Genomic DNA, 11,964 nt, shown 5'->3' with positions numbered 1-11,964 from the left:
ATCGGTCAGTTAGCCGTGACGACCTTCTGCGCGATGGCGGACAGGCTCTGATGCAGCGGCTGAATCACGGCGGTCAGCTTGGGAGTGTCGCGCTCGCGCACGTCGGCCGTGTAGATCCGGTAGCCGCCCGGCTTCGTCGGGTCGCGGTAGTGCTCCAACATGGCCAGGACGTCCTGGAATTGCTGGTCGATCTGCTGCACCAGGCCGCTGTCGATGTCGTTCAAGCCCGAGCGCAGTAGAGCGTAGGCGTGTTGTGCGCCTTCGACGTTGGCGGCGAAGTCGACGAAATCGAGGTGGCTGAACGCTTCTTCCTCGCCGGTGATCTTGGTGTTGTAGACGTCCTCGATCAGATCGGCGGCGCCGTTGGCCACATCCTCGGGCCGGAATTGCACGGTGGTGACCGTGGTGGTCAATGTGTTTATGTTGCTGACCAATTCGGTGCTCAGCGCCTTGGTGGCGGCGGTGACCGCACCGGCCTGCCACAGGTCCCGCTCGATGGCGTGGAAGCCTGTCCAGCCGACCTTGGGGTCGACCGGGGTGGCCTCCTGCATGTCGATCAGGTAATCGAGGTTCCCCCTGTTGTCACCGACGGTGAAACCCGGTAGCAGATAACCGTTCACGCTTGACTGGATGTGTTCGTAGAACGGACGCGCCTGCGCGTAGGCCGCTTTGGCGCCGTCGACGTTGCCTGACTGCACGGCCGCATCGAGTGCCTTCACCGCTTCGTTGAGGTGACCCATTTCATTGACGACGTACGGCGCGAAGTCCTTGGCGCTGCGGGCGAAGGTGGCCGCGACCGGTCCGGTGGCCGGTGCCGGCAGGCGTCCCGTCACCGTCAGGGTCTGGTATTCGATCTCCGCTGCGGGACAATAGATCTGGTAGGCGCCACCGTCCAGGCTGACGGTGAAGGACACAGGCTCCTCCCCGGGGTCCACGCTCTCCTTCTCGCCGATGACACGCTGGTCTTTGAGCAGTTCCACGTGGGAGATGCCCAGTGCACTCGCGTTGGACACCGTGAAGGTGACCGGGCCGGCCGGAACGGTCGTGGTGTCCAGCACGCAGCGATTGCTGCCGCCGTTGTTGGACATCGTCACCTTGACCGCGTTGCTGGTCCTCGGTGCCGGGCTCGAATGGCTGCATCCCACTGCCGCAACGGCGAGCGCTACCACGATCAGCTCGGCGGCTGGCAACCGGTTGGCGGACACCGGCCGACATTACCCCGTGATGACAGGCAGTTTCGCCCAGCCCCGCACACTGCTGGTGTGCGCCTTGACGGCGTTGTCGTAGTCGACGTCCCATTCGGGCCAGCGTTTGATCACTTCTTCGAGCGCCACCCGCGCCTGCATGCGGGCCAGCGCCGAGCCCAGACAGAAGTGCAGACCGTGCCCGAAACTAAGGTGTGCGCCGCCGCGGTGGATGTCGAACCGCTCCCCGTCGACATACCGGCGCTCGTCGCGGTTGGCCGATCCGTTGAGCAACAACATGATTGACCCCTCCGAAATCAGCGTGCCACGACACTCGACGTCATGGGCGACGTAGCGCGCCTGCACCGGGGACGGCGCCTCGTAACGCAACACCTCCTCGATGGCCATCGGGATCAGCGATGGGTCGGCGACGATCTCGCGGCGCTGGTCGGGGTGCTCGGCCAGCAACTGGCCGATGAACCCGATCAACCGGGTGGTCGTCTCATTGCCGGCGCCGGCGATCATGCTGGTGTACATCAGCACCTCGGTGCGATCCAGGCGCCGGGTCACCCCGTTGTCCTCGATCTCGGCGTTGAGCAGTTGCGTCATCAGGTCGTCGGAGGGATGTTCGGTCCGCCAGTCGATGTAGTCGGAGAACACCTCGTAGCTCTTCTCGAAGAGGTCTTCCTCGACGGCCCGGAAGGTGCCCTCGGTGAGGTTGATGGCGCGTCCACCACGGTCCCGGATATGCGCCTGGCTCTCCTCCGGAATGCCCAACAGGTAGCCGATGGTGCGCATCGGGATCGTCGAGCCGAGGTTCTCGATGAAGTCGAACCGGCCGGTACCAACCAGCGGGTCGAGTGCACGCACGCAGAAGTCGCGGGTCAGCGGTTCGATCGCCTCCATCCGCCGCGGCGTGAAAACCCTGGACAGCAAACGGCGGTGCAGGTCATGCAGGGGTGGGTCCTCGAACAGGATGACCCCGGGCGGCACCTGGATCCCGCTCATGATGATGTCCATGGTGGTACCGCGGCCCGAGCGGTACGTCTCCCAGTTCGTCAGTTCCGGAGCTACGTCCTCGTAGCGGCTCAGCGCGTAGAAGTTGTATTTCTCGTTGTAATACAACGGAACTTCGTCGCGCATCCGCTTCCAGATCGGGTACGGATTGTCGTCGATATCGAAATCAAAAGGGTCGTAATAGATCTCGGTGGTACTGGCCTCAGTCATCAATCACCCCTTCTTATTCGACAGCAATTCGCCGAGGGCGCCCTCGGCAGACCCGGAAGCCTCCGGGAGCACAACCTTTCCCACCCGCTCGAGATACGGCCACGCGATATCCGGCGGCAACCCGCCACCCAACGGTGACATGGCCAGCATCTCGCGGGCACGCACCCGCGAAATCGCCTCTTCCTCCGGCCGGTAGCCCGGCGCCATGATGTAGGAGGCCCGCCCGGCGCTGAGGATGTCGAGCACCGCGATGTCCTCGGCCAGCCGCACCGGATCGTAGAACGGCAGAATCAGGGTCAGGCTCAATGCCAGCCGTTGCGTCCGTGCCGCCCACCGCCGACGCCAGGAGCAGTGGCGACGGCAGGTAGCCGTCCTGCGACCCGTTATGTTCGCACATCACGGCGGCCAGCCGTGGCTTTCGGCCCACGCACACATCTCCGGCGCGGCGGCGTACAAGGCCGCCGGATCGGCCCCGAAAGCCGGAGCCCGCATGTCGAAGCGCAGGGTGAACACAGCTGATTCCGCCTGACCTAAAATTTGTCCCACGTAGGCTACGTGGGATCCGCGACAACGGTCAACCACCGCGATTGAAACTTACATCTTGTCCGGATACTGTAACGTCGTGGCACGAACCACCAGGGAATAAGGGGCTGAAGATGACAACGGCGTCAGACTTATTGGGCTACGAGGGCAAGCGCGTCCTGGTGGTCGGCGGCGCGACCGGGATGGGCGCGGCGGCGGCACAGATCGCGAAGTCGCTCGGAGCGCACGTGACCGTGATGGACTTCGCGCCCCTGGACTTCGACGTCGATCGCGTGATCTCACTCGACCTCAGTGACCCGGACTCGATCGACCGTGCGGTCGACGAGCTGGACGGGCCGGTGCACAAGTTGTTCTCCGCCGCCGGTGTGGCTGACGGGCCAAAACTGATGCGGGTCAACTTCATCGGGCACCGGCATCTGATCGAGCGGCTGTTCGATAAGGACCTGCTCCCCCGTGGCGCGGCCATCTGCTTCATCTCGTCGGTCGCCGGAATGGGCTGGGAGAACGACCTGGAACTCGTGCAGGACTTCCTGGCCGCGCCGGACTACAAGTCCGCCCACGACTGGTGTGCGGAGCGCGAACCGCAGGGCATCATCCACTACGGGTTCAGCAAGAAGGCGATCAACGGTTACGTCGCGTGGCAGGGTTATCCGTTCCAGAAGAAGGGTGTGCGGATCAACGCCGTCTGCCCGGGGCCGACCGACACCCCGCTGGCGCGGGCGAACGCCGACCTGTGGCTGACCTTCGCCCAGGACTATCGCGATGACACCGGCAGCGCGACGCTGACGCCCGAGGACATCGGCAAGGCCATGATCATGCTCAACAGTGATGCCGCGGCGTCGGTCAACGGGATCACGCTGAACGTCGACCAGGGTCACGCCATGGCGTCGATCACCGGGTCGTTCGCCCCGGGCAAGGCGATCATGGACCTGATCACCGGCCGCGTCCAGCTCGCCTGAGTTCGGCAAGCAGACGCAAAGTCGCCCTGGAACAGGCGTTCCAGGGCGACTTTGCGTCTGCTGGGCGGGGGTTAAGCGACCACATGCCGCGGCAGGGTCGGCGGCAGATCCAGCGAACTGAGCAGACCGGGTGGCGCCTCGACGACATACGGGAGGGCATTGACCACGCGCATGGCGGTGGCCGACATCGCCGCATGCCCGGCACCATGCCCTTCGGCCGCGCCGAGCGTCAGCACGCAGTGCACGTCGGGATCGCCCTCGATGTCGACGCGATAGGTGGCGTCGCTGTCCGAAGCCGGCCAGTCGGGTGCGACATCGCGCGCCATCCGGATCACGTGCTCGATCACGATCACTTCCCGGCCGTTGACCACCGCGGCGGCGCGCGTCCGCACGGCGCCGCAGGCGCCCGCGGGAATGGTGCCGAACGCGACCTCGATATCGCGAGCGGTCAGCTGGCGGTCCAGGGTGCCACGCACCTCTTCGATCTCGACCTGCAGTCCTTCGGCGATCAGGTATAGCGGTGCTTTCCAAGCCAATTCGATGAACCCGGGCGTCTTGAGCATCGGCTCGAAATCCAGCGGGCGGCCGAAACCCATGCCGTTCACCATCACATCGGCGACCGGATAGTGGTCATTCAGCGACACCTCGCTGACCGTGATACGACGGATGCTCCTGGACTGGGTGGTCAGCAGCAAAGCGAGTTGGTCGGAGGCGAAGCCGGGAAAAATACCCGAGGCATAGAACGACGCCCCACCGGCGAGCGCCGCCTGCTGCAGCTCATCGCGCCACTGCGGAGAAAAGTACGACGGCGGGTACACCAAACTCGTCGACGACGTCGACACCACATTGATGCCGGCGGACAGCAGTCGCAGGTAGTCCGGTATCGCGGCGGCGTCGCGCTCGGGACCGCTGGCGGCGTAGATCACGCAATCGGGTTTTAATGCGATCAACTCCTCCGCGTCATCGGTCGCACGGAGTCCCAGCGGCTCGCCGCCGGCGAGCTCGCCCGCGTCCCTGCCCACCTTGTCCGGTGAATGCACCCACACGCCAACGAGTTCCAGATCGGGCCTAATCCGGACGGCCTCGATCGCGTTGGACCCGACACCCCCGGTGGACCATACGACGACGCGCGTTGACACCACTGCACCATAACCTAACCTTTGTTCCGATCAATGGCACTCCCCGAGCCCTGCGGGGTAACGCGGGCTGCGCGAGCAGTCGCAAACTCGCACGTTTTGTCCGCAAAATGTGCGAGTTTGCGACTGCTCGCCGGCCGACGCTACGCCGCGCGGTTGAGGTGGCTGCGGATCCGCTCGGCGAGGCGCGCCGGATACAGCCGGACGTCGTCGACCACGATCGGGATGATCGTCCATCCGACCTCTTGGACCAGGCCCCACCTCTCCTTGTCCCTGAGCATCGCGACGCGGCCCGAATGCCAGCCGATGCTTTCGTACTCGGCGGCCAGCCGCAGCTCGGGCCAGGCGAAGTCGACGCGGAAGAGCTCGCCGTCGACGCCACGGATCTCGTACTGAAGTTCGGGAAGCGGTAACCCGTAGTCGATCATGACCAGCCGGGCCTCGCTTTCCATCGCTGACTCGGCGCGTCCGTCCGCAAAGGGCAACAGGCCGCGCACGGCGACGATGCCGCGGCGGCCCTTCTGCTCGGCAACCGCGCACTCGAGGTCTTCGCGACTGCAATACCTCGAACGCAATGCGGCATCCAGCGTCGCCAACGCCCGCGGACGCCGCAACTCCCGGGCGACCTCAACCGCCGTCCAAGCCGGTGCCGTTGCCAGGCGATCGGAGATCCGTTGCAGCCGCGCCCCGGTACGCTGATGAACCATCAGGCCGACAGTGGGACGCATGCGAATGCCGGGGTCCAGCACGTGAATCTTCAAGGTGTTTTCCGTATCGAACCCGTACGAGCCGGCCGCAGTCCCCATACACACGACCACCCGCCGTCCGGCGAAGAGATCCAGTGCGCTCAAGCGCTCCAACAGATTTGGGTCCTGGGCTGCGTAGATCCCGTGCCAGACCTTGTGTATGCGGCCCGCTTTCACCGCAACGTCGAGTTGCTGGCGAGTCATCACCGTCAAGACCTGAGCGGTTGTGGCAACTCCCCCGCACTGCTCCAGGAGCGCTATCGCGTCGGCAAGCACAGCGTGAGCATGCTCAGACCACTTCCAACCGGCCAGTCACCCCTGTGGACACCGCCGCCGAGCAGACGCAAAATCGCATGATGGGCGACGAAACAGTGCGAGTTTGCGACTTCTCGCGCAGGGAAGGGAACCCGCTCGAGGAGGTGGGGCTGGAACAGCTGCGCCGCCGCACCAGCATGAAGTGGCGCGCGTACCCGGAAGATGTGCTGCCGCTGTGGGTCGCCGAGATGGACGTCAATCTCGCACCCGAGGTGGCCCAGGCCATTCACCGCGCCGTCGACGCCGGCGACACCGGCTACCCGCACGGCAAGGGCTACGCGCAGGCGGTCAGCGAATTCGCCACGCGGCGTTGGCAATGGGACGGTCTGTCGGTCGGCCGCACCCGGGTGGTGCCCGACGTGATGCTGGGTGTCGTCGAGATGCTGCGCCTGGTCACCGATCGTGGCGATACCGTCATCGTCAACTCGCCTGTCTACGCGCCGTTTTACGCGTTCGTCTCTCATGACGGCCGGACCGTCGCCGAAGCCCCGCTGGGCGCCGACGGGCGAATCGATTTCGACGCGCTGAAAGATGCCTTCATCCGGACCCGCACCCAGGCCGGTCCGAACGGCAAAGTCGGCTATCTGCTGTGCAATCCGCACAACCCGACGGGCGCCGTGCACACCGCCGAGGAACTGCAAACCATAGCCGAACTGGCCAGACAGTACGACATCAGAGTCGTTGCCGACGAGATACACGCGCCGCTTGTTTTGCCGGGCGCCCATTTCACGCCGTACCTCAGCGTCCCCGGAGCCGAGAACGCGTTGGCACTGACGTCGGCGTCCAAGGCGTGGAATCTCGCCGGGCTCAAGGCAGCGCTGGCCATCGCGGGTCCGGAGTCCGCGGCCGAATTGCGGCGCATGCCAGAAGAAGTCGGCCACGGCGCCAGTCATCTGGGCCTCATCGCCCACACCGCGGCCTTCCGCGACGCCGGGGACTGGCTCGACGCGCTGTTGCTCGGCCTCGACGAAAACCGCACGCTACTGGAACATTTAGTGCAGAAACATCTTCCCGGCGTCCGGCTGCTGCGCCCGCAGGGCACCTATCTGGCATGGTTGGACTGCCGCGAACTCGGCTTCGACGACGAGCACGTCGAGGGCATCAAGGTGGTATCAGACCTGTCCGGACCGGCCCGCTGGTTCCGTGATCACGCTCGGGTAGCCCTCAGCTCCGGCCACGTGTTCGGCACCGGCGGCGCCGGACACGTGCGCCTGAACTTCGCCACCTCCCAGGCGATTCTGACCGAGGCCGTACTACGGATGCAGCAATCGCTAACCGACCGGGACGCCGCCGAACGTTGAACCCGCGGCACCCGTACTCCGTCTACGACAGCGTGCACTCCACCTACCGCGGCTCCCGGGTCGAACATGTCGGCGCGCTGATCAGTCGCTACGGACTGGTACTGGTGTTGGCCTGGATCGGGTTCGGCAAGTACGTGAAGATGGAATCCCGCGTGCTGATCGAGCACAGCCCGTTGATGAGCTGGATCTACGACTACGCCGGCGTGGCGACGGTCGCGCGGACGTTGGGATCGTTGGAAATCGTTGCGGCAGTGCTTATTGCGGTCCGCCCGGTGTGGCCGAGAACTTCAGCGGTGGGCAGCGCCCTGGCAATCGTATTATTCCTGGGCACATTGAGTTTCCTGTTCACCGCGCCAGGGTTGGTCGCCGCGCATGCGGCGGGTGTGCCTGTGCTGACGGCCCAGCCGGGTCAGTTTCTACTCAAAGATGTTGTGCTGCTGGGTGTCGCGGTCTGGACGTTGGGCGATGCCCTGTCTAGGACTTGAGTCCGCGCTTGTTCAGGCCGTCGATCACCCAGTTAGCCCATTCGATCTCGTGCTGCGTCCAGCGCAGCCCTTGCTCGAGCGCGGCACGGGCGAAGAAGGCGTCGTCGGCCGTCCAGTCGTGCGCCTCGAGGATCGAGGCATAGTGCGCATGCTCGCGCTCGGACAGTGACAGCAACGACTGCAGGTACTCACGTGCCTCATCCGGCTTCAGTTCGCCGAGCAGGTAAACCCGCAACAATGCGGCGTTGCGGATCGGCGGATCCTCCTCCGGCGACAACATCCACCGATGCAGCTCCGCACGCCCCGCATCCGTGATCGCATACTCCTTGCGGCCCCGTGGCCCCAGGTCGGACACGGTGATCAGCCCCGCGGCGGCGAGTTTGTTGAGCTCGCCGTACAGCTGGCTCTGCGTTGCCGGCCACATGTTGTCCATCGACTCTTTGAACCGTTTTAGCAGGTCATAGCCGCTTCCCGGCTCCTGGGACAGCAGGCCCAGCGCAGCATGTCGCAAACTCACGAGACCCATCTTAACCTTCCACAATTGACATGTCACTGACCGTCATGTCAGTATCGACATGTCAATTTAGGAATGTCAAGATCAAGGAGCTGACCATGACACAGCCAGCACACGTCAACCGCGGCGCGCAGCCGTCGCAGGAGAGCACGAACCGCATCACGCGCATCCTGGATGGGTTCCTCACGTCACCGTTCGCCGGCATTGCGCCGTGGGCGCTGCTGTCCATCCTCGCCACGCCGGGCCACTTCGAGATCGCGGTGCTGTCCGCACTCGGCTTCTCGGTGCTGGTGATGCTGGTCGGGCTGCTTCGCGGCGTGAAGACTCACGCACTGGAAGTCTTCGGCGCGGTGGTTTTCGCGACGCTGGCCGTGGTCGGCCTGTTCGCCGACGCGGCGGTGATCCGGTTTCTGGAGATGTGGTCCGGCGAGCTGACCAACGTCGCGCTGGCGATGTTCGCGTGGCTGACTCTGCTAATCGGCCGGCCGTTCACGCTGGCCTACGCCAAAGACAGCACACCTGAGGAGCATTGGCACAGCCCACTGTTCAAGCGGATCAACAACGTGATCACCGGCGTATGGGCGGGTGCGTTCACCTTCGCCGCCGGAATCGGCCTGGCCGGCAACTGGATCCTGCACGACCCCGAGAACTTCTGGACGGGCTGGATCCTGCAACTGGCGGCCATCTTCTTCGCCGTCGCGTTCACCGAGTTCTATCCGGACTACGCCTCGGCGATGTTCGCCCTCGACAACGGCGAGGAAGCGGATGTGCCCTCGGTATTGCAGATCATCGACTGGCTGCCCGGTTTCGTCGTCACCGCGGGAGTCGTGGGGCTGATCACCGGATCGATCGGCGTCGCCGTGGCCATCGCAATGATCGCGGGCGGCAGCGTCGTGTCCGGAATCCTCGCCAAGATCTGACGAATCGAGCACTCCGGCAACCAGTAGCTACTACCTGAATATTAAGGAGATTCCGATGCGAGGCGACATCATCCTCGGGTCAGCGGTAACGGGCGCGAAGTTCACTCCGCGCAACCATGCCAAGACCGGTAACCCGTTCATCGATCTGGTTTCCCAAGGGCAGACCATCAAGTCCGACGTGGGCCAACTCGTCGCTGAGGCTGCCGCACTGTTCGACATCGGCGTCCGCTACTACCACTACCACGCGCGTAACCCGGTGACGCAGGAGCAGAGCACCGCCAACTCGCTCTACTGGGAGGTGAGCCTCGCGGTTCAGGACCGGCTGCCGGGAATGCTGATCAGCTTCGGCGCCAGCCGCAACGGAGTCGAAGTCAAAGAGGCTATCCAGCGGCATGGGGAGTGGGAGCGCATCAGTCAGGCGGCGTTGCCGCTGCACCTCGGCGGCGCCCACTTCGTGACCAGTCAGGCCGCTGTGGAGCTGCAGGTCGTTCTCGACATGGAGCGCAACGGCCACGGCATCGGCATCGAGGCGGCATCGCGGCCCGAGTTCGCGCGCCTGGTCCGTCATCATGTCCCGTCGACGCGGGACAGCGAAGCCGGGCTCGACGTGCATTCCACCTCCGGGGGCGCCAACTACGGCAGCACCTCGCCGCACACCCAGTTCGAGGTGTACCGCAAAGCCATAGACGCACGTCGTCGGCTACACCTGCTGCACGAGGTGGAATGGGTCCAGCTGGACCGCAGTTACGCCATGACCCGCTTTGCCACCGAAAATCCCTTGATCGGACTGGGCTCCGAAGGTCAGCTCAACATCACACTGCTGTTCGGCTTCTCACCGCGCTTCCCTTTCCCGGAGAACTATGCCGAATTCCGCCGGGCGGTGTCGCTGGCCAAGTCGCTGGAATACGACCTGTCCGGCCGACGGGTCCGCAACGTCACCATCTCCGCGGGTGCCGCCGTCCTGCCGCAGCACGCGCAGGCGCATGTCAAGGCACTCGAATTCGGTTCGCGTAAAGGGCAACTCGCGGGTCCGATGGAACGGCTGGCCTGCTATGCCGCTCAGGCCGACAGCGAGGTCGACGTGATCCGGTCGGGTATGGAAGACACCCCTTACATCGTCACGCCCGCCGGCGAAGTGACCTTGACCGACAACCTCGGACTGGCCCATCAGGTGAAGGCAATGGTGGAAAGTTGCGGGTCCGAAGTGCTCGCTGACAAGTGCACGGTGCGGCGGCGCATGGGCTTTGACACCCTGTCCCGCACCGTCGAGGGCCAACCGGTGGGAGCTACCGCATCATGATCAGCATCCGTCATCGGGGCCTCGCGGTCGCCGTCTGCAGTCTGTCGACGTTCATCATCAACATCGACACCACCGCGTATCAGGTGGCTTTGACGCAGATTCGCGACACTCTGCCGGCCACCCTCGCCCAGGGCCAATGGGTCCTGAACGGTTTCATCCTGACACTGGCCGCCCTCTATTTCGTGGCCGGCGCCCTCGGCGATCGACTCGACAAACGCAATCTGCTGGTGGCCGGACTGCTCGTCTACATCGTTGGATCGGTTCTTACGGCCATGTCGCCCAACGCCATTGCGCTGATCGCGGCGCGGGTGGTGGCGGGAGTCGGCGCGTCGATCCTGGTGCCGGTCGGGTTGGCCATGGTCCGGGTGCTCGCTCGCACTCCGCGGGAACTGCAGCGATTCACCGGCGCCTGGGGCACGGTCGTCGGTCTCGGTATGGCCAGCGGGCCACTGGCCGGAGGGTTCATTTCCGGAACCATGGGCTGGCGCATACTGCCCCTGGCAACCGCGCTCCTGGCCGCGGTCTTCGCGGTGCTGGCTGTCGCGTTCCTGCCGTCCACTCCGGTGCGCAATTCCCCGAGCCACGACTGGACGGGCATCGCTGCACTGGGTGTGGTGATGTTCGGAATGATCGGCGGTTTCATCGCCGTCGGGCAGCGCCATCTGGCCATGGCCGCCAGTCTGTTCGTCGGTGTGACCATGGTGTCGGCCTGCCTGGCGATACGGCGCCGACGGGTCGGCCGCTTCCCAATCCCGCAGCAGGCCTACCACTCTCGCGAATTCCGGGCCGCGATGTCGGTGGCGATCGGCAACTACTTCTGCGTCGGCGGCGCCATCTTTCTGCTGGCGACCAGTTATTTTCAGGCAAGCCGGCATCTTTCGGTGTTGACAGCCGGCGCGGCCCTGGTCCCGCTGGCGGTGGGATACGCGCTGGGCGCCCGGATTTCACCGGCCATCATGGCTCGGTCCGGGCCGTTTCAGGCCGTCATCGCCGCCGGGCTACTCATGCTGGCATCCAGCGCCGCCGTCGCCGTGCTCGTCGCCATCAGTGCCGGCACCGCGTTGGTCAGCGCCGTCGCCGCCGTTCTCGGCGCGGGGATGGGGATGGCCAACACCCCGACCAACGCACTGGCCATGTCCGAGCTGCCGGTCGAGTACGCGGGTGCCAGCGGCGCCTTCGCCGCGACCGCACGTCAGGTCGGCCAGGCCATGGGAATAGCCGTATGCGGCGCCGGTTCCGCACTGGCCGCCTTGGCGCACCTGCCGTCGGCGCTGCCCTGGGTCACGGTCGTCGTCGCCGCCGCGGTCGTCACCCTGACCGGAACCCGTTGCCTT

General features: G+C 65.0%; 10 protein-coding genes and 2 pseudogenes. 6 read left to right on the top strand and 6 right to left on the bottom strand.

Annotated elements, in window-relative coordinates:
- Window positions 1-5: 5 nt before the first annotated feature.
- From efeO to AO501_RS36470, 3 genes and pseudogenes are all read right to left on the bottom strand, one after another.
- Entirely contained in the window at window positions 6-1,145 is a 1,140-nt protein-coding gene (gene efeO / locus AO501_RS29320; RefSeq protein WP_231752655.1) for an iron uptake system protein EfeO, read from the bottom strand.
- Window positions 1,146-1,214: 69 nt separating this feature from the next.
- Window positions 1,215-2,411, bottom strand: a complete 1,197-nt coding sequence (locus AO501_RS29315) for a cytochrome P450 (RefSeq protein WP_055581060.1) — start codon at window positions 2,409-2,411, stop codon at window positions 1,215-1,217.
- A gap of 174 nt (window positions 2,412-2,585) precedes the next feature.
- Window positions 2,586-2,924: pseudogene (locus AO501_RS36470) on the bottom strand (LLM class flavin-dependent oxidoreductase); the annotation flags it as partial.
- A gap of 143 nt (window positions 2,925-3,067) precedes the next feature.
- Here AO501_RS36470 and AO501_RS29305 point away from each other — a divergent pair.
- The gene (locus tag AO501_RS29305; RefSeq protein WP_055581058.1) at window positions 3,068-3,913 is read left to right on the top strand and encodes an SDR family oxidoreductase; all 846 of its coding nucleotides are present in this window, start codon (window positions 3,068-3,070) and stop codon (window positions 3,911-3,913) included.
- Window positions 3,914-3,984: 71 nt separating this feature from the next.
- Here the strand turns inward: AO501_RS29305 and AO501_RS29300 are convergent, their stop codons facing one another.
- Window positions 3,985-5,052: a dihydrodipicolinate reductase gene (locus AO501_RS29300; RefSeq protein ID WP_231752647.1), complete on the bottom strand. Its 1,068-nt coding sequence runs from the start codon at window positions 5,050-5,052 to the stop codon at window positions 3,985-3,987.
- A gap of 140 nt (window positions 5,053-5,192) precedes the next feature.
- Window positions 5,193-6,071, bottom strand: coding sequence for a hypothetical protein (locus AO501_RS29295; RefSeq protein ID WP_055581056.1), 879 nt, complete (start codon window positions 6,069-6,071; stop codon window positions 5,193-5,195).
- 80 nt (window positions 6,072-6,151) lie between these two features.
- Between AO501_RS29295 and AO501_RS29290 the strand changes: the two genes are divergently transcribed.
- Window positions 6,152-7,411 (top strand): MalY/PatB family protein, encoded by a 1,260-nt coding sequence (locus AO501_RS29290; RefSeq protein WP_055581109.1) that lies wholly within the window; start codon window positions 6,152-6,154, stop codon window positions 7,409-7,411.
- A 32-nt stretch (window positions 7,412-7,443) separates the two neighbouring features.
- Complete coding sequence (locus tag AO501_RS29285) at window positions 7,444-7,896, top strand: DUF417 family protein (protein ID WP_055581108.1); 453 nt, start codon at window positions 7,444-7,446, stop codon at window positions 7,894-7,896.
- Here the strand turns inward: AO501_RS29285 and AO501_RS29280 are convergent.
- A complete protein-coding gene (locus AO501_RS29280; RefSeq protein ID WP_055581107.1) occupies window positions 7,886-8,413 on the bottom strand; it encodes a PadR family transcriptional regulator in 528 nt (175 codons plus the stop codon). The genes AO501_RS29285 and AO501_RS29280 overlap by 11 nt on opposite strands.
- Before the next feature lie 95 nt (window positions 8,414-8,508).
- Between AO501_RS29280 and AO501_RS29275 the strand changes: the two genes are divergently transcribed.
- The 3 genes and pseudogenes from AO501_RS29275 to AO501_RS39755 all read left to right on the top strand — a co-directional run.
- Complete coding sequence (locus tag AO501_RS29275; RefSeq protein WP_231752646.1) at window positions 8,509-9,330, top strand: hypothetical protein; 822 nt, start codon at window positions 8,509-8,511, stop codon at window positions 9,328-9,330.
- A 55-nt stretch (window positions 9,331-9,385) separates the two neighbouring features.
- Entirely contained in the window at window positions 9,386-10,630 is a 1,245-nt protein-coding gene (locus AO501_RS29270) for a hypothetical protein (RefSeq protein WP_055581055.1), read from the top strand.
- Window positions 10,627-11,832: pseudogene (locus AO501_RS39755) on the top strand (MFS transporter); the annotation flags it as partial. The gene AO501_RS29270 and the pseudogene AO501_RS39755, both read left to right, overlap by 4 nt.
- Between the last annotated feature and the right edge of the window lie 132 nt (window positions 11,833-11,964).

It is taken from the genome of Mycobacterium gordonae (genome assembly GCF_001417955.2).
GTDB lineage: Bacteria > Actinomycetota > Actinomycetes > Mycobacteriales > Mycobacteriaceae > Mycobacterium > Mycobacterium gordonae_B.
The sequence above is the reverse complement of the archived record's forward strand: the minus strand, read 5'-3'. Positions and strand labels throughout refer to the sequence as shown.